The following is a 16,575-nucleotide window of genomic DNA, read 5'->3' as shown; positions in this document are numbered from 1 at the left end:
AAATAACCTTTTAAACCGTTAAGGATTATGTCTATGACAAGAGTAGCGATTAATGGTTTTGGAAGAATCGGAAGATTGACTTTCAAAGCATTATTGAAAAAAGAAAACATTGAAGTAGTAGCGATCAACGATCTGACTGATACTACTACCCTAGCCCATTTATTGAAGTATGATTCAGTACATGGTAGATTCGATGGTACCGTTTCTGCAACAGAGGATGGCATCATTGTAAATGGAAAAGAAATCAAGATATACGCTGAAAGAGAACCAAGAAATCTTCCATGGGGAGACCTAGGTGTTGAAGTTGTTTTAGAGTCTACTGGTTTCTTCCTAGATGAAGCTGGTGCTGGACAACACTTAGAAGCTGGTGCTAAAAAAGTAGTAATTTCTGCCCCAGCAAAAGGTGGAGTACCTACAGTGGTACTTGGCGTAAATGACGATACAATGACTGGTGAGGAAACCATCCTTTCTAATGCCTCTTGTACAACCAACTGCCTTGCTCCAATGGCTAAAGTATTGGACGATGCTTTCGGTATCGAGCACGGTTATATCACTACGGTTCATGCTTACACCTCTGATCAGAGGTTGCAAGATGCTCCTCACAGAGATTTGAGAAGAGCAAGAGCAGGCGCTTACTCCATTATCCCTACATCGACTGGAGCCGCCAAAGCAGTTGGTTTGGTGTTGCCACACTTGGCAGGTAAGCTGGATGGTATCGCAATGCGAGTTCCAATTCCTGATGGTTCATTGACGGACCTTACAGTAGTCTTGAAGAAAGAAGCTACAAAAGAGGAAATCAATGCTGCAATGAAAGCTGCCGCTGAGGGGCCAATGAAAGGCATTTTGGAATACACTGAAGATCCAATCGTATCGATTGATATCGTTGGAAACCCTCACTCTAACATTTTTGATTCTCAATTGACTTCAGCTCAAGGGACTCTAGTTAAAGTTGTAGGCTGGTATGACAATGAAGCAGGTTACTCTAACAGAGCTGCTGATTTGATCGAAAGAATCGTTGGATAAGCAACTCACGAAATATAGCTTTAAAAGCCTCGACATGTCGAGGCTTTTTTTATTACACTAGGCAGTTTAAATTGAGGTGAATGAAATCGGCAATAACACATCTTCTATTACTTCCATTGTTGCTTTCCATCTTAAATTCATGCAATAATCTTGAATCAAAATCCTCAACGGTTCAAGACCTCAATGATTCCAGGTTGTCCGAAAGCATCTCTCAAACCATGCTCTTTTTTGAGAAATCAATTGGAATATCATCAACCATGAGCGAGCCGGATAAATTCAAGCACTATGATGAGTTTAGACTCGAAATGAGGGCATACTTTGAAGGCCAAGAGGCCACATCATTCCCTTTTGACTTCAATGAACAGCGGACTTTTTATCAAACATTAGATTCTTACTTCTTCTCTAACACATGGAGTTTGGGAACCGTCCAGTTTGGACCTGAGCCAACTAAATATATCTCAATCAACCTGAAAGCTGAAAGCGATGTGATGAGCTACATTGCCTATGGAGAAGTATCGGACTTCATTCAGTATTATGTAAAGACACTAATGGCAGCAGGAGATATTAGTCCTACTAACGTTGGGCATATTGCTTTGACTTTAAAAAAGTCAGACCTAGTAAACCCTAAGGTCAGATTACTAATGGCTCTACACTTTTTGACAATCAATGATCAAATAAACAGACGTCAGCCTCTATAACAGGTATCATTAACAAAAAGATAATCTTGCATCGATGGAACTTCAAGGGCCTAGACCTAGTTTTACTAACGAAATGACAAACCCAAGTCGCTATAAAATGGGGCAATTATAATGTAAGACAGCCCTAAGTCGTAAAAACAGGTCATTAAGAAAGCCGCTCCATGTGAGGGGTTATTTTTTTGTCCTTATTCTACTTTCAGACTTGTTTTCTTCAAAATCTCAGAAGCGCGGAAGGTCATATCTCCAGCCTGGAGAATTTTCATCTTTAGCTGGGCATTATAGTTTGGGTTTTGATCAAGAAAGTCCTCAATCATTTTTGCAGCTGATTCTGTATTATGATTTCCTAAAGTCTGATCTAGCCACCTTTTTGGAAAGAAAATATCTCCTGTAATCTGAATCTCTTGCAGTAATTCCAGGCTTTCCGTGATGTACTTTTCACTTTCTCTTCTCCTTAATGGGTGATGCAGGTTTCCTAAACCACCAAGCACCCACGATTCGGTTTCACGATTCTTTTCATCTTTCAGGGAAGCAAAGAATTGATCTCTTACTTCGCTGTCTGCCGATAGTGAGGGAAGAATAAACTCAAATCGCTTTTTACGATCTGGATTCTTGATATTCTCCAGTTGCTGAGTCAAAATCTCTTCAGAAATCTCAGGGCGTTTGATGGCCAATTGGCCCGCCAAACTCGTTAGGTCATTCTCTGAGAGGTTTAGTCCTGCCACCTTCGAATGACTCTCACCTGCCCAGATGCTTCTAAGTCTTTCAAGGTTCACATCTGTGATTGCCACATTTCTGAATGCATTGAAGAAAATCTTTTTCACTGAAGGATCATCCGTTTTGTCATTCATGACATGAAACAATGTGCGCTCCAAATCAGGTGCTGCACTCTGCCTTTGTTCCTCAGTCAATAGGTTCCAATACACCGAGCTTAATTGCCTTAACATTTGATTGAGCAGTAGTTGATTCTTTTCTTTCACTACCATCCATTTAATCAATTGAACATATCGCTCAGGACTATATTGGCCTTCCTTTCCATAGTTATCAGGTTCCAAAAGGTTTTCATAAAGATTGATAAGCATAGTGCCTTTCTCTACTTCGCTCAATTGATCCCAACGACTCTGAATCATTGAATAATTGGCTGGAAATAAGCCGTAGCCTATCCCATCGGCATTGGGCAAGGCTTCGAAGAAGTCCCAATAAGGTTTTAACTCAACCGTATAAGGTACGTTATTGGAGTATAGCAGTACCTCCTTCTTTTCCGACCGCTGAAGGTTGTATAGGTTTAACTGTAAAGCCTGTGCCCACACTCTCTCTCCATCCGGGTCATTTTGTGCTAGCTTGACAATGACCTGATTGTCCTTCTTCTCTGCTGAAATATCGAAATGTGGTCTACCAGGAGTATTCACCCAAACCTCACTCCACTCATTCAAGTTCTCCGGGGTTCGCTTATCTAGTATTTGTATCAGGTCTGGCCATGTGGCGTTCTTGTTTGAAAAAGTGGACAGATACTCACGCATGCCAGCCTGAAAGGCCTCCTCTCCCAACATTGCTTCTAACTGACGCATCATAATAGGTGCCTTGTTGTAGATAATCGCACCATACATCTGCCCTGCCTCTTTAAGGTTAGGCAAGAATTGCCGGATTGGATTTGCTCCTTTTGTACGATCGACCGAGTAGGCCGAAGGATAATGCCTTACTAAGAAATTGAGGTCGTGATTGATATCTGGAAAGCTTGGGTTTACCATTTTGGCCGCCATAAAATTGGCAAAGACTTCTTTGGTCCACACATCATTGAACCAATCCATCGTCACCAGATTACCAAACCACATATGTGCTACCTCATGAGCAATCAAACTGGCCCTTCCTAGCAATTGACTTTGAGAAGGGTCCTTATCCAGCATCAGTGAATTTGCACGGTACTGAATCGCACCTACATGCTCCATGCCGCCATATTGAAAGCTTGGAATTAAGGCAAAGTCGAGTTTTTTAAATGGATATTTAATACCTGAATACTCTTCCAACCACTGTAGAGAAGCGGCATGTAGATAGAAAATGAGATCAAGGTTACGATCAACTTTCTCCTGATCACTTTCGCGATGTAGCATGGTCATTTCACGGCCAGCAACCGTTTTGCTGGCCACCTCAAACTCTCCTGCTACAAAGGAAAAAAGATAGGTACTGATCAAGTCAGATTTGTGAAACAGATAGTTCTTCCGGCCATCCTTCACCGCTGCAACAGCGATGGGCCCATTACTTATCGCTGTCCAATTAGCGGGAAGATCAAGAGTAAGTTCGAAAGTAGCCTTAAGATTGGGCTGATCGAAAACTGGAAAGGCAGTCCTTGCACGATCGGGAACGAAAAGCGTATATAGAAATTCCTCCTTTCGGTTTAAGGATGTCTCCCCAGCAAAGAAATTGATCTCAACTTGATTGAAGCCTACTTTGAGGTTTTCCTTTTTGAGGATTATGTGTTCGTTTTCTATCACCAGCTCCTGGCTTTTGCCGTTGACTATCAAACCCTTCAGTTTCTCTTGGCTTTCCTTAAAATCCAGTTGAAGGTCTTGTGAATTGTCTTTCAGATTGAATGTGAGATCTTCTAAGGCTTGAATCTGTTGGTCGATATTATCAGGCACCCGGAACTCCAGCTTGTAGTTAATGATAGAAAGCACCTCTTTTCTATGTTCAGCCAGTTCAAGCGAGACACCTGACTCCACTGCCAACTTTTCCTCCTTATTGCAGGCAAACAGGGTAATTGAAAGGACTAAAACTGCGAGGTACTTCTTCATATCAAATAAGGATTAGGTCTTTTCTCAACTCTGGTGGGATTCCGAAATTCTCCCCCATAAAATCATCCATCTCGTCTTTGGTCTCTTTTGAAAGTAGATTATTCATCTCTTCCATAGCCAACTCACCGATCATAAAGGGAGGCATAAAATTGGTCACCAAACGATCACCTTTAAAGCAGGCACCCATTTGAAACTCTGTCATCTCTTCTTTAGGTGTTCCTTTAATCATGCAATGTGAAAGCCATTTTTCAGGATCGTCCGGAAACTCTTGGATTCGCAGCTGCATGGCCCCAAAATCCGTATTCATCATCATATACTCGGACAGGTTGGCCATACTCTCAGCCGACATCTGGTCCTTCATATTCTCATAGCAAGTCGAGCATACCGCATACTCAAATAGGACTTCAGTTTTCTGAAATGATGGATACTTTTTGAAAACCTTTTCGATCATGTAATAGCGATCTCCCTTCATCAGGTCGTAATCACACTGCACACAATTGGTCAAAGGTCCTTTTGTGTCACTATTTAAAAAAATATCTGGGATTGGAAGCCCCTCTGCTCTCTCTCCCTCTGCTCTCTGCTCTTCCATATTACTTTTTATCTACAATTGTTGATGCAGCTTGTGCTGCTGGAAAAATGATAGTATCACTAATATTTACATGCGCTGGCCTGGTAACGATAAAGCGGATCAGGTCTGCCACATCATAAGCCGTTAATGCATCAAATCCTTCATAAACGGACTTTGACCTATCGGCATCGCCCTTAAACCGAACCATGGAGAACTCAGTTTCCACCAAACCAGGACAGACTTGGGAGACTTTTACCCCTGTTCCATTTAGGTCTAGGCGCATCCCATTATTGATGGCATCCACTGCATGTTTAGAAGCACAGTATACATTGCCATTAGGATAGACCTCCTTACCCGCTATCGAACCAATATTGACTATATGTCCGGCACCTTTGGATATCATACCCCCAACAAGTGACTTAGTCACGTAAAGTAAGCCCTTGACATTGATGTCGATCATCGCATCCCAATCGTCAACATCTCCATTTTGAATCTTGGACAATCCGTGTGCATTACCTGCATTATTCAACAAGACATCAACAGCTCTCCAATCTTCCGGGATTGAATTAATCGCTTCTTCAACTTCTTTCCTATTGCGCACATCAAAGCTCAGTTCCAGTGTCTTTACCTTGACTTCAGCCGTCAATGCCTGAAGCCGATCTTTTCTGCGACCACAAATAATCAGGTTATACCCCTCTTCTGCTAATAATAAGGCTGTTGCCTTGCCAATGCCTGAAGTAGCTCCAGTAATGAATGCGATTTTGCTCATTTTTTAATGATTAATGAGCAGTGAATTTAAAAGAAATTAGCCAATCCAAAATGGAAAGATTACTCAGTCGGAGAAATGGAGATACAGGGTGAAATTATGGGTGGAAATTCTACTCAACCCATTATGGAATATATTGTCTTGCGGGTTCATGACATCCAATAAGCCTCGTGCATATCGAATCTCGGGTGAGAATTTAAAAAACTCAAAATAACGTTCTAGGCCAAAGCCTACTTCAACCTTTACATTCGCCTTTCTGATTTCGAGTCGATCCTGATTGGTCACCAGATCTTCTTTACCGGATCTAAAAGAACCGCTTAGACCAGCAATCAAATACATCCGGGAGTTATTCCTTCTGATGGACCTGTACTTCATGAAAATGCCCGGTTCAATGCGTGTGCTCTCAATGAGCTGAGCATCCACCGAACCATCCACATATTGATAGTTCACAGTACTCTGATAAAGACCAATTTTGACGGGTACTAGTCGAATTGAGAATTGATCGGCAAGGCGAATATTTACCATAAAACCCAGATCAAAACCAGCACTGGTTTCTGAAATAATAGAGCTTATCTGGTCATATTCAGGCGTATCAAATCGATCGGAATACTTTATGCCATAGCTATTACTATGCACCCCGAGCATAAATCCATACTTGAAAGTCTTTTGATCGCTTTTCACCCTGTGAAGGGTTACTCCGGCCTTACGCGTCTGGGCGTCTACCTGAAGTATTGAGAAAAAAAGTACTAAGGCAACTATTTTTGCCCGATGTAAATCGAGGCGATGCCAAATGTCAAAGGTTTGCATTCAGTCTTCTTATATCCAACCGCACTAAGGATGTCCAAAAAATTCTGACCATCCGGAAAAGCATCTACCGACTCTGGTAGATAGGTATAAGCCGATTGATCCTTAGAAATCAGTTTTCCAATAATCGGGAGAATCGACTTAAAATAAAAGTTGTAAAGCTGCTTCATCGGAAAGGATCGTGGCCTTGAAAATTCAATAATCACTGCCTTTCCGCCTGGTTTAATTACCCTATGCATATCGCTAAGGCCTTGTTTTAGGTTTTCGAAGTTCCTTACACCAAATGCAACGATGCTAGCATCAAAGGTATTGTCTTCAAAAAGCAGCTTCTCACTATCGCCCATTTGCATATCGATGATGTGATCTACCCCTTTTCGCTTCATTTTCTGCTTGCCCATCTCAAGCATACCAGAGGAAATGTCTACTCCAACAATGCGATCAGGCTTAAGTGCCAAGGCTTCTATGGCAAAGTCTCCCGTACCTGTAGCGATATCAAGAATTTGCTTTGGCTGATCTGCTTTTAGGAGTTTTATCGCTTTCTTTCTCCAAAGAATATCTATACCCAAACTCAAGAAGTGATTCAGGAAATCATATCGGTGGCTGATGTTATTAAACATCTCTGCTACCTGCTCTTTTTTTGTGGTTTGCTTCTCTTTATAAGGAACTACGGCCATCGCTTATTCAATCTGGGTGCAATAATACGAAGGAAACAGGGTGATTACTGAAATTGTTAAAAAAAGGTAATATCCACTCAACAAGACACAACATTTTCAATAGCTCGATCAAATCTTACTAAATTCACAATAGGCCACTCGGAAAGCTCCGTTTAACTACCCATCTCCATTATGAAAAAAAGGAACGTATCTCTTAAAACTTTGAGTCTGGAAATTTTCTCCATCGTTTTTGCCGTACTACTCGCACTCACATTAGACTCTTGGAAGGAACAAAGGAAAGATCAAAAGAGAATAGGTAAAGCACTCTCGGACATTTCAATGGAAATCGACTATTTCCTAAATATATTAGAGAGAGGTCCTAACACTAATCAGCAAGCCTTTGATTCTCTAAACTATGCTATTGAAATGTACGAAAGCGGCAAAAAGGCCAACTTCAATTTTGGTATTGGCCGTCCCGAAATGTCATCTCTTGCATGGCAATCAAGTAAAGAAAGCGGTATTACAGCGAAGTTCACGAGAAGCCTTTTCTTAGATATTGCAGAGGTATACATTGAATATGACAGGCTGACTAGTGTCTTTGATTTACACACAGAGTTTATGCTGAAGGCCGATCCAGACATGTCAGAATACACACGTGCAAAATACACTGTCAAACACCTTCGTACTGTTTTGTTCAGAATAGAAGACCTGAAGAGAAAAGCCAATGAATTTAAAGAAAAGTATAAAGAGGAACTTTTTATCAACTAATCTTTAACCGAAAACGGCAATAAAAAACCCCGACAAGTCGGGGTTCATCTTAAATTTCTTTAGGTACGAGTTTACCCTATTTCGACAAGTTCGATATCGAAGATCAGGTCTTTTCCTGCCAAGTCGTGGTTAGCATCGATAACTACAACATCATCTCTCACTTCTTTAACCTTTACTGGTACTTGCTGACCATTTGGCTGGCTCATAGCCAATTGTTGACCTACTTCTGGGTTAAGGTCTTCGGGAAGATTTGCTCTTGGCACATCTATAATCATATCTTCTCTTGCCTCTCCGTATGCTTCAGCAGCTGGAATCTCAGCCGTAACCTTTGCCCCAATGGCCATACCATCTACGGCTGCATCGAAGCCCTTGATCATCATACCTGCACCTACTTCAAACTCCAAAGGAGCTCTTCCTTCTGATGAATCAAAAATGGTCCCATCAGTTAATTTTCCTGTGTAGTGAACCTTTACCTGGTCCCCTTTTTTTGCTACTTGCATATTGATTTTAATTATAAATGCTTTTTTAAGGGTGGCAAAGGTATACTAAAAAAATTGACTATAAATGAATTTTAAGCATGGAAGAAATTTTTGAACACTTCGGGATGGCTTTGCAAGAAGCCATCCCTGCCAATAAGACTTATAAATTTGCAATGATTGAGTTAGAAAGACAGCCAAATATGGCAGGTTACAGAGCCTATCTTGAAAATGATGGAATAGAATATTTGATGCCCGATAAATTCAGAATCAACTCCGACTCCATTCATGCCCTCTACAACTTAACTGTTGGTCATGGAAACAAGTCAGAATGGAACAAGGCATTCTTCAAACTTTATCCGAATAAGAAATTCGAAATTGAGTTTCAATATGATGATCAACTTTAAAATCAAACTTAAGGTCCATGTTAATTGAGTATTGGTCAATTTATACCAGATGGCTTGAGGAACGCTTTCCACCACTTTATAACTCTTTAATAGAAGGAGCTTCTAAAGTCCAGTTAACCAAATTTCAAGAGTCTTTAGGTTTTGAGTTGTCTCAGGATTTTTTTGACCTCTACACTTTGAATAATGGTAGCACCAAAAACGCAACAGAGGGTGTTTTCCTTGGCTTTAAGTTTCTGTCATTGACAGAGATTGCTCAAACTCTGAACGACTGGAAACAATACAAAAATGATAGCCTCGGAAGCTCTTATCCTCAAGACGCTATTCAAGTCGGCTACACTAACCCAAAATGGATTCCTTTATTCTCAGACTTTGCCGGTAACCACATAGGTATCGATTTTGATCCAGCAGAAAAGGGGCAAATAGGCCAAGTGATTAATTTCGGAAGAGATCAATATGAAAAGTTTGTTGTCGCGCGAGATCTGACCTCATTTTTCGAATTGATCTCCAACGAAGTTTTGGTAGGTAATGTAGACAACTCTATTGTTGAAGAAGAACCAGGGATTTTTAGTTTCGGTTTAAGACCACAAAGCCATTTGATAGAAGATTTGAGAGAAATAGTTCTCGGCTAAGTGCTACCTTTGCAGCATGTTCGATCAGGCCCAATTTGTAATCAGCAATACTGACTATCGTAAATGCCCAAAACCCGACAAACCGGAATTTGCATTTATTGGTCGATCGAATGTAGGCAAGTCCTCACTTATCAATATGATGGCAGCACGAAAGGGTTTGGCCAAGACTTCCGGAAAACCAGGAAAGACTCAATTGATTAATCACTTCTTGATTGACGAAAGCTGGTATTTGGTCGACTTGCCGGGTTATGGTTATGCCAAAACAAGTAAGAAGAATCGAGCGGCATGGGGCCAGATGATCCAAGACTACCTGATCAATCGTGAAAATCTTCAAATCGTATTTGTGCTGATCGATTCACGACTCGATCCACAAAAGATAGACCTTGAATTCATTCAATGGCTAGGCGAGAATGGTATTCCTTTGGCACTTGTATTTACCAAGGCAGACAAGCAATCTATCAATAAAGGAAATCAGGCCATTGCCAAGTTTAAGAAGGTACTCAGACAAACCTGGGAAGATCTTCCTATGATTTTCTTGACATCATCCGAAACAGGACTCGGTAAACCTGAGTTGTCTGAATATATAGAGCATATTCTCGAAAGTTGAGTTTTTCTTTGATTTAGGCATCAGCTTAGATTTACTTTGAAGCAATATTGAACCAAAGCATTTATGAAGTTTGAAGAAATAGCATCCGTATCAGGCAAAGGCGGATTATTTAGAGTTTTAAGACCTACTAAAAACGGTGTCATTCTGGAATCTCTTGATGAGAAAAAGTCAAAACTCGTAGTAGGTGCCGATGCTCAGGTATCAATACTTAGTGAAATTTCTATTTACACCCACACTACTGAAGGAGCCACGCCCCTGAATGAGGTGATGCAAAAAATTCATTCAGAATTTGATGGCGATACTGGGTTGGATAAGAACTCAGATGGTGATGAACTAAAGTCATTCCTAAAGCATGTGCTTCCGGATTACGATGAAGATAGAGTCTATGTATCTGATATCAAGAAACTAGTGACTTGGTACAACCTATTATCTAAGATTGCACCTGAGTCTTTTCAGGAAACTGCCACGACAGAAGACGAAGCTTCAGAGGAATAAACCGAAAGTATAGTAATGAGCCAGCAAAGTGACTTAATCAGCAGCCTTGTGCTATTCGAGAAGGACTTTCAGCTGGATAAGTCTTATCTCAAGCTCGAAGAAAGAAAGGACATTGCTTATGACCAGGCTTTCCTCATGATTATGCGAGTAGTAGAAGACCTGATGGCAAAAGATTTCAACAGGCTCATCAATATTCTTTACCGGATCGATGTTTCTGAAGAGAAACTCAAGGAAGCTCTGGCCTTATCAAATGATAACCCTGCCTCTGTTGTTACCAAAATGATTCTGGATCGACAGCTTCAAAAGGTAGAGACTCGGAAGAAGTACTCTTCTTAGAGGGTAGAAGCCTCTTTTACCATTTCTTTGCTCCCTACAAAAAATGGCACTCTTTGATGCAGAGAAGTCGGCTCAATTTCCATGATGCGATTGGCTCCATCAGTGGCTTTGCCTCCAGCTTCCTCAGCAATAAATGCGAGCGCATTGCACTCATACATCAACCTTAATTTACCATTTGGAGCTTTTTCGGTAGACGGATAGATGTAAATCCCTCCTTTCAAGACGTTTCGATGAAAATCAGCCACCAAAGAACCAATATAGCGAGCTGAATACCCTCTCTCTTTACACGCTGCAATGTAATCCTTGACCTCATTTGGAAAAGAGCCCGATGCACCTTCGTTTACGGAATAAATCGAGCCTGTCTTAGGAATTTTCATGTTCTGGTGAGAAAGTATATACTCTCCAAGAGATGGCTCGTAAGTAAAGCCGTTTACTCCCTTACCTGTGGTATAGACAAACATGGTTGAAGAGCCATAAAGGATATAACCCGCGGCTACCTGATCTTTGCCTTTCTGCAATACATCTTCCTTGATCACCGGGCTTCCCATTGGTGATACTCTCCTATAAATAGAAAAGATAGTTCCTACAGAGACGTTCACATCAATGTTTGAAGAGCCATCCAACGGATCTATGGCCACGATATACTTTGCTCTTGGGTTATTAAGGTCAATAACCTCCTCGACTTCTTCAGAAATGATGGCCGCTACTTCTCCGCCCTTCTTAAGCGCTCTCGTAAAACGAATATCAGCTGCAACATCCAGATTTTGTTGTGCTTCACCCTGTACATTTTCTGCGCCATAGGAGCCCGTAATGTCGGCCAAACCTGCGCGATTGATTTCGCGGTTAACTACTTTACCCGCGTAAGCTAAGTCTCTGATTAGCTGAGACAACTCTCCACTGGCAAATGGAAAGTCCTCCTGATTACGCATAATAAATCTATCGAGGTTCGAGCCCACCGGCAACGCAATTCTCGAATTCTCCGCCTTTCCCATAGGTACGTGATAATTTTTTTATCGGAATTCGTTAATAACTTGCAGCGAAATTAGTAAAATTTAGACACGTCCCTTGAAAGTATTTAAGTTTGGTGGCGCATCTGTAAAAGATGCCGATTCTGTCAGAAACATGTGTGAGATTATAAAGGCTCACAAAGCTGAAGAATTAATCGTTGTTGTCTCTGCAATGGGCAAAATGACGAATGCCTTTGAGCAACTCCTAAGCCTCACAATGGAGGAAAGAGAAGTGGATACAGCACTCTCCGAAATCAAAGATTTTCACCAAACCATCATTAACGATCTAGGCATTTCGTCTAACGAGGTGTTGAAAAAGGACCTTTCTGATATTTTCGAGCAGTTGGAAAATGGCCTGAATGAATTTAGCTCTAGCATGGGCTACGATTACATGTATGATCAGACAGTTTCGTTAGGCGAAATACTTTCTACAAAAATCATCGCAGCCTTTTTAAATAATCAGGGAATTGACACTGCCTGGTTGGATGCTAGAAAAGTCGTTAAAACTGATGGGTTGCATCGACAAGCTAAGGTGGATTGGGGTGCTTCTCAAGCCATGATCAAAGCTCAGGTGAATCGATCTATAGAAGAGGGGCTTGTATTGACCCAGGGCTTTATTGGGAGTAACTCAGATTTTAAGACCACTACACTTGGTAGAGAAGGCAGTGACTTCAGTGCAGCGATTTTTGCTACCTCAGTCAGTGCTGAATCTGTAACCATCTGGAAGGACGTACCCGGAGTATTAAATGCCGATCCAAAGAAGTTTGAGAAGACAAGCCTTTACGAAAAGCTACCTTATAAAGAAGCTGCCGAAATGACCTACTATGGTGCCTCTGTTATTCACCCAAAGACAATTAAACCGCTGGCTCAGAAGGGAATACCATTGTATGTCCGTTCGTTTCAGTCGCCAGAAAGCCAAGGAACGACTATTGAAGAGACCATCATACCAAACCTTGCCCCTGCCATCATTCATAAGGATAAGCAGACGGTTATCTCTTTTAAGATCAGTGACTTCTCCTTTATTAATGAGCATCACATTCACTTGATATTTGAGCATATAAAAAGACTCAATCTTACTATCAACCTGATGCAAAACTCTGCTATCTCTTTCACTATTTGTATGGATGACAATCCAAAAAAGAGGGAGCAATTGAGAACAGCTTTGATGGATGAGTTTCTAATCTATTATAATGAGGGATTAGAGATCATTACCATCAAAAACTACGACCAAGATGCGATTAACGAGCATATGCAGGGCAAGCAGATCATTATTGAACAGCGCTCAAGAAATAACTTTCAAATGGTTTATCGGGGGTGATTGGGTATTGGGTATTGGGTATTGGGTATTGGGTATTGGGTGATTGGGTATTGGGTATTGGGTATTGGGTATTGGGTATTGGGTATTGGGAAATACTACATGGCTGATAGGAAGGTTACATTATTAATTATTAATTCTTCCAAAAGTCCATCAATCGATCGGTCCAGAATTTCAAAAACTTCCTGAAAACCTTTTTCTCCTCCGTAGTAAGGATCGGGCACATCACTTTCTCTGTCGACAGGATCAAAATGTCTCATTTTCATAACCTTGGCCTTGGCATCAGGCGGCCTTAAACTGATGACGTCTTCAAAATTAGAATCGTCCATTGGCAGGATGATATCAAAGTCATAGAAATCCTGAACATCAAATTGTCTCGCTGAATGATCGTATATAACACCATTCTTTTCAGCATTGGCCATCGATCGGGTGTCAGGGCCTTTTCCAATATGATAAGCAGCAGTGCCGCAAGAATCCATATCAAAATGATCGGACAAACCTTGTTCTATGACCCTTTGCCTGAATATACCTTCGGCCAAAGGCGAACGACATATATTGCCCAAACATACAAATAAGACTTTCACTTTACTCATTGATCTCCATTAGACTCTTAAATTAGCATGAGAATAGCAAAAACAATCAATTAGCTTAATCATACCTATGGAATTTATAAAAGTTGATAAGGCATATGCAGAACATATCGCCCTGATTCAGTTGAATCGTCCGAAAGAATTGAATGCGCTCAACCTTCAGTTAATGGGAGAAATTAGAGATACGCTAAAAGAACTCGATCAGGACGATGATGTAAGAGTGATCATAATCACGGGCAATGAAAGAGCATTTGCTGCAGGGGCCGATATCAAGCAAATGGCAGGCAAAGGCACCATTGATATGTGGAAAGTTGATCAGTTCAGTACTTGGGATCAAATCAATAAGACCAGAAAACCAATTATCGCTGCCGTTTCAGGCTTTGCTTTGGGAGGTGGCTGTGAACTTGCTATGACCTGTGATATGATAGTGGCATCCGAAACGGCACAATTCGGTCAGCCTGAGATAAAAATTGGCGTAATGCCTGGAGCCGGTGGTACTCAGCGACTCACGAAAGCTTTAGGAAAGGCCAAGGCCATGGAGTTGGTCCTAACTGGCAAGTTCATTTCAGCTGATGAAGCTCTGGGGTATGGCCTCATCAATAAAATCGTTCCGATAGAGCTCTATCTAGAAGAGGCTATAAAGCTTGCCAAAGAGATCGCAGCCATGTCTCCAATTGCGGTTCAAATGGCTAAGGAATCAGTCAAAAGATCTTACGAGGTTCATCTGGAAGAAGGACTTCATTTTGAACGAAAGAACTTCTACATGCTCTTCTCCGCAAATGATCAGAAGGAAGGCATGAATGCTTTTGTTGAAAAACGAAAACCAGATTTTAAAGGAAACTAGTTAGATAAAATAAGAAAACGTCATCCTGAACTTGAGTCAGGATCTATTCAATCCAGTATTTTGGATTCTGAAATAAACCTGCCTTGCCGGTAGGCAGGTTCAGAATGACGTAGCTTTTTAGTTTTGATTATTATCTAATACTAATACCCACACCAGCAGTCAAGGTATTGTACTCTTGTAAGGCATACTCTCCTGTTATTGTTAAGAAAAGCAATTTGACCCGCACACCAATATTTGTTCTGATTCCATTGTCTTTGTAAGTCAGACTGACCGGATCAGTAAAAGTGGTTGTCTCGGTAGTATAGTTACCCAACATATTGAAGTCAATATCATAATTCGAATACCCAAGTCCTGCAAAGGCGGTGAAGAATAATATTTTCTTAGATATCACTCCTTGAACGGTCCATGCACTAGCATTAAACTCTGCTGTTTGCCCAGCATCTTCATCAATATTGACGTAAGACTCAAGGTTCGTATATCCTAAGAACAATGAAAGATCAAAAGGCAAGAGCTTTTCGGCTGGCAGATATTGCTTGATATCATGCATTACGCCAATACCGAAGAGTTTAATACCACCATCTCCGTCAAAATCTTGCTCTGGAATGTATCTCAACTTGACCTCTGTACCTTTGAAAAGACCTAAGCCAAGTTGTACCATTGGTACAGGCACTGCGTTAAAAGGTACTATATCCTCGTCTATACCCAGACCCGTTGGTGCTGATATCCTAATGACCTCTTCGCCATTATCATCTGTAAAACGTAACTCCGGTAAGTCATCAGCCCCTAAGTTTGGACCAAAGATGGTAGGTAACCTCCGTGTATCCGATGGATTGGTCAAGCTTACATTCGTTAACCCTGTCGGTAGCGTAAAGAATTGTCGACTATCAGGCACTCTAGCAAGTGATATGCTTCCGGTCAGGTCAAAGCCCAAGAATTTATGAGTCTTGGCAGTATTATACCAACCACTGTTCATCCCAAAACCAAAGCCTTCAAAGGCCGGTTGCAAATAACTCTCTAAAAGTAAACTGGCATCATCGATACCTGCTTCGAGAAAACTGTCAAAATCAAGGCCTTGCGCCTTCGCCATGTTTGGTGTAGTAGCCAAAAAACATGCTGCAAAAAGTATTAGTAAAGTCTTTTTCATGTAGTGAATGTTTTAGGGTTAATCTACCAGTTGAATTCTAGCGGTGACGTCAAACTTAAAAATGAAGTCGAAATCGACATCTTGGGTCTGAAGTGTTACATCTTCACCTACAATGGTCATTGCAACTTGGAAAGAAGTACCATCCTTAAGGGCTTGCTCAAGACTGCTTATGGCTGCTGCATTCACTGAGCCTGGTGCATCTTTGTCAAATAAGAGAACGTCTACAGGGTTATTCTGAACATCATCAATTCTAGTCGTTAATAATTGTTGAGGATTCTGCCCTTGTAATTGAATGGTCATATCAATAGTCAAATCAGCCGAGCTTCCGGCTGGAAAGTTGTCTATTGTATATGTGATTTGATTGATGGTAAACCTCTCGGTATCGTCCAAATATTCATCAAACTCGTCAGAGCTGATATTAATTTGGCCGGTATTAACATTAATAGGTGGGGTTTGTCCAACCAACACCCCCACTGCTGCAGCAGGCACAGATAGTCGCACAGAAATCGGATCAATCCCAATGTTTTTCGAAACATCAGATTGAACACCTGCATCACCACAACCCCAGAGGATCACAGTTAGACAAGCAATTAGAAAAAAAGTTTTGCGCATTGATTTGATGTTTAGTTTTTAGTGTCAAAGAGTTTGATGAGCTAATA

Annotated in this window: 20 protein-coding genes; 10 read left to right on the top strand and 10 right to left on the bottom strand. The window is 41.1% G+C overall.

Translation table 11 applies throughout. The features are described from left to right. Positions 1-27 precede the first annotated feature (27 nt). Positions 28-1,023, top strand: a complete 996-nt coding sequence (gap, locus tag BFP97_RS00580; protein WP_069840554.1) for a type I glyceraldehyde-3-phosphate dehydrogenase — start codon at positions 28-30, stop codon at positions 1,021-1,023. Positions 1,024-1,103: 80 nt separating this feature from the next. After that, a complete protein-coding gene (locus tag BFP97_RS00575) occupies positions 1,104-1,721 on the top strand; it encodes a hypothetical protein (protein WP_069840553.1) in 618 nt (205 codons plus the stop codon). A 185-nt stretch (positions 1,722-1,906) separates the two neighbouring features. Here BFP97_RS00575 and BFP97_RS00570 read toward each other — a convergent pair whose 3' ends face one another. The 5 genes from BFP97_RS00570 to ubiE form a co-directional block, all read right to left on the bottom strand. Further along, on the bottom strand, positions 1,907-4,507 hold the full coding sequence (locus BFP97_RS00570) for a M1 family metallopeptidase (protein ID WP_069840552.1): 2,601 nt from the start codon (positions 4,505-4,507) through the stop codon (positions 1,907-1,909). Position 4,508: 1 nt separating this feature from the next. Further along, the gene (locus BFP97_RS00565; protein ID WP_069840551.1) at positions 4,509-5,096 is read right to left on the bottom strand and encodes a hypothetical protein; all 588 of its coding nucleotides are present in this window, start codon (positions 5,094-5,096) and stop codon (positions 4,509-4,511) included. Position 5,097: 1 nt separating this feature from the next. Beyond that, the gene (locus tag BFP97_RS00560) at positions 5,098-5,844 is read right to left on the bottom strand and encodes an SDR family NAD(P)-dependent oxidoreductase (protein ID WP_069840550.1); all 747 of its coding nucleotides are present in this window, start codon (positions 5,842-5,844) and stop codon (positions 5,098-5,100) included. 63 nt (positions 5,845-5,907) lie between these two features. Then, positions 5,908-6,648: an outer membrane beta-barrel protein gene (locus BFP97_RS00555; RefSeq protein ID WP_069840549.1), complete on the bottom strand. Its 741-nt coding sequence runs from the start codon at positions 6,646-6,648 to the stop codon at positions 5,908-5,910. Continuing rightward, positions 6,597-7,319, bottom strand: a complete 723-nt coding sequence (ubiE, locus tag BFP97_RS00550; protein WP_069840548.1) for a bifunctional demethylmenaquinone methyltransferase/2-methoxy-6-polyprenyl-1,4-benzoquinol methylase UbiE — start codon at positions 7,317-7,319, stop codon at positions 6,597-6,599. The genes BFP97_RS00555 and ubiE overlap by 52 nt, the downstream gene beginning before the upstream one ends. 171 nt (positions 7,320-7,490) lie before the next feature. Between ubiE and BFP97_RS00545 the strand changes: the two genes are divergently transcribed. Continuing rightward, complete coding sequence (locus BFP97_RS00545) at positions 7,491-8,066, top strand: hypothetical protein (RefSeq protein WP_069840547.1); 576 nt, start codon at positions 7,491-7,493, stop codon at positions 8,064-8,066. A 71-nt stretch (positions 8,067-8,137) separates the two neighbouring features. On the opposite strand, the gene BFP97_RS00540 is transcribed toward BFP97_RS00545, so the two are convergent. After that, positions 8,138-8,566 carry a peptidylprolyl isomerase gene (locus tag BFP97_RS00540; protein ID WP_069840546.1) on the bottom strand — a complete coding sequence of 143 codons (429 nt, stop codon included), beginning with the start codon at positions 8,564-8,566 and terminating at the stop codon, positions 8,138-8,140. A 77-nt stretch (positions 8,567-8,643) separates the two neighbouring features. Between BFP97_RS00540 and BFP97_RS00535 the strand changes: the two genes are divergently transcribed. The 5 genes from BFP97_RS00535 (at position 8,644) to BFP97_RS00515 (ending at position 11,016) form a co-directional block, all read left to right on the top strand. Continuing rightward, a complete protein-coding gene (locus BFP97_RS00535; RefSeq protein ID WP_069840545.1) occupies positions 8,644-8,949 on the top strand; it encodes a hypothetical protein in 306 nt (101 codons plus the stop codon). A gap of 17 nt (positions 8,950-8,966) precedes the next feature. Beyond that, positions 8,967-9,578 (top strand): SMI1/KNR4 family protein, encoded by a 612-nt coding sequence (locus BFP97_RS00530; RefSeq protein WP_069840544.1) that lies wholly within the window; start codon positions 8,967-8,969, stop codon positions 9,576-9,578. 16 nt (positions 9,579-9,594) lie between these two features. Next, complete coding sequence (gene yihA, locus BFP97_RS00525) at positions 9,595-10,185, top strand: ribosome biogenesis GTP-binding protein YihA/YsxC (protein ID WP_069840543.1); 591 nt, start codon at positions 9,595-9,597, stop codon at positions 10,183-10,185. Between the two features lie 63 nt (positions 10,186-10,248). Then, the gene (locus tag BFP97_RS00520) at positions 10,249-10,680 is read left to right on the top strand and encodes a DUF5606 domain-containing protein (RefSeq protein ID WP_069840542.1); all 432 of its coding nucleotides are present in this window, start codon (positions 10,249-10,251) and stop codon (positions 10,678-10,680) included. Positions 10,681-10,695: 15 nt separating this feature from the next. After that, positions 10,696-11,016 carry a hypothetical protein gene (locus BFP97_RS00515; RefSeq protein ID WP_083262347.1) on the top strand — a complete coding sequence of 107 codons (321 nt, stop codon included), beginning with the start codon at positions 10,696-10,698 and terminating at the stop codon, positions 11,014-11,016. On the opposite strand, the gene fbp is transcribed toward BFP97_RS00515, so the two are convergent. Next, positions 11,013-12,008 (bottom strand): class 1 fructose-bisphosphatase, encoded by a 996-nt coding sequence (fbp, locus tag BFP97_RS00510; RefSeq protein WP_069840541.1) that lies wholly within the window; start codon positions 12,006-12,008, stop codon positions 11,013-11,015. The genes BFP97_RS00515 and fbp overlap by 4 nt on opposite strands. A 73-nt stretch (positions 12,009-12,081) precedes the next feature. On the opposite strand from fbp, the gene BFP97_RS00505 reads away from it, so the two are divergent. Next, on the top strand, positions 12,082-13,341 hold the full coding sequence (locus tag BFP97_RS00505) for an aspartate kinase (protein ID WP_069840540.1): 1,260 nt from the start codon (positions 12,082-12,084) through the stop codon (positions 13,339-13,341). A gap of 95 nt (positions 13,342-13,436) precedes the next feature. Here the strand turns inward: BFP97_RS00505 and BFP97_RS00500 are convergent, their stop codons facing one another. After that, positions 13,437-13,931 (bottom strand): low molecular weight protein-tyrosine-phosphatase, encoded by a 495-nt coding sequence (locus BFP97_RS00500; protein ID WP_069840539.1) that lies wholly within the window; start codon positions 13,929-13,931, stop codon positions 13,437-13,439. Positions 13,932-13,998: 67 nt separating this feature from the next. Between BFP97_RS00500 and BFP97_RS00495 the strand changes: the two genes are divergently transcribed. Then, positions 13,999-14,772 carry an enoyl-CoA hydratase-related protein gene (locus BFP97_RS00495; protein ID WP_069840538.1) on the top strand — a complete coding sequence of 258 codons (774 nt, stop codon included), beginning with the start codon at positions 13,999-14,001 and terminating at the stop codon, positions 14,770-14,772. A gap of 130 nt (positions 14,773-14,902) precedes the next feature. On the opposite strand, the gene BFP97_RS00490 is transcribed toward BFP97_RS00495, so the two are convergent. Together BFP97_RS00490 and BFP97_RS00485 are read right to left on the bottom strand one after the other, a co-directional pair. After that, on the bottom strand, positions 14,903-15,916 hold the full coding sequence (locus BFP97_RS00490) for a DUF6588 family protein (RefSeq protein ID WP_139135133.1): 1,014 nt from the start codon (positions 15,914-15,916) through the stop codon (positions 14,903-14,905). A gap of 18 nt (positions 15,917-15,934) precedes the next feature. After that, complete coding sequence (locus BFP97_RS00485) at positions 15,935-16,528, bottom strand: hypothetical protein (RefSeq protein WP_069840536.1); 594 nt, start codon at positions 16,526-16,528, stop codon at positions 15,935-15,937. Positions 16,529-16,575 lie beyond the last annotated feature (47 nt).

Origin of the sequence: Roseivirga sp. 4D4 (assembly GCF_001747095.1) — a bacterium.
GTDB lineage: Bacteria > Bacteroidota > Bacteroidia > Cytophagales > Cyclobacteriaceae > Roseivirga.
This window is presented reverse-complemented; position numbering and strand designations above follow the sequence as displayed.

Bases quoted from the DNA above. Each gene is read 5' to 3' on its own strand.
- BFP97_RS00575 (WP_069840553.1), top strand. From the start codon at position 1,104: ATGAAATCGGCAATAACACATCTTCTATTACTTCCATTGTTGCTTTCC.
- ubiE (WP_069840548.1), bottom strand. From the start codon at position 7,319: ATGGCCGTAGTTCCTTATAAAGAGAAGCAAACCACAAAAAAAGAGCAG.
- BFP97_RS00485 (WP_069840536.1), bottom strand. From the start codon at position 16,528: ATGCGCAAAACTTTTTTTCTAATTGCTTGTCTAACTGTGATCCTCTGG.
- BFP97_RS00555 (WP_069840549.1), bottom strand. From the start codon at position 6,648: ATGCAAACCTTTGACATTTGGCATCGCCTCGATTTACATCGGGCAAAA.
- BFP97_RS00540 (WP_069840546.1), bottom strand. From the start codon at position 8,566: ATGCAAGTAGCAAAAAAAGGGGACCAGGTAAAGGTTCACTACACAGGA.
- gap (WP_069840554.1), top strand. From the start codon at position 28: ATGTCTATGACAAGAGTAGCGATTAATGGTTTTGGAAGAATCGGAAGA.
- BFP97_RS00500 (WP_069840539.1), bottom strand. From the start codon at position 13,931: ATGAGTAAAGTGAAAGTCTTATTTGTATGTTTGGGCAATATATGTCGT.
- BFP97_RS00545 (WP_069840547.1), top strand. From the start codon at position 7,491: ATGAAAAAAAGGAACGTATCTCTTAAAACTTTGAGTCTGGAAATTTTC.
- BFP97_RS00560 (WP_069840550.1), bottom strand. From the start codon at position 5,844: ATGAGCAAAATCGCATTCATTACTGGAGCTACTTCAGGCATTGGCAAG.
- BFP97_RS00490 (WP_139135133.1), bottom strand. From the start codon at position 15,916: ATGAAAAAGACTTTACTAATACTTTTTGCAGCATGTTTTTTGGCTACT.
- BFP97_RS00535 (WP_069840545.1), top strand. From the start codon at position 8,644: ATGGAAGAAATTTTTGAACACTTCGGGATGGCTTTGCAAGAAGCCATC.
- BFP97_RS00570 (WP_069840552.1), bottom strand. From the start codon at position 4,507: ATGAAGAAGTACCTCGCAGTTTTAGTCCTTTCAATTACCCTGTTTGCC.
- BFP97_RS00495 (WP_069840538.1), top strand. From the start codon at position 13,999: ATGGAATTTATAAAAGTTGATAAGGCATATGCAGAACATATCGCCCTG.
- BFP97_RS00515 (WP_083262347.1), top strand. From the start codon at position 10,696: ATGAGCCAGCAAAGTGACTTAATCAGCAGCCTTGTGCTATTCGAGAAG.
- fbp (WP_069840541.1), bottom strand. From the start codon at position 12,008: ATGGGAAAGGCGGAGAATTCGAGAATTGCGTTGCCGGTGGGCTCGAAC.
- BFP97_RS00530 (WP_069840544.1), top strand. From the start codon at position 8,967: ATGTTAATTGAGTATTGGTCAATTTATACCAGATGGCTTGAGGAACGC.
- BFP97_RS00520 (WP_069840542.1), top strand. From the start codon at position 10,249: ATGAAGTTTGAAGAAATAGCATCCGTATCAGGCAAAGGCGGATTATTT.
- yihA (WP_069840543.1), top strand. From the start codon at position 9,595: ATGTTCGATCAGGCCCAATTTGTAATCAGCAATACTGACTATCGTAAA.
- BFP97_RS00565 (WP_069840551.1), bottom strand. From the start codon at position 5,096: ATGGAAGAGCAGAGAGCAGAGGGAGAGAGAGCAGAGGGGCTTCCAATC.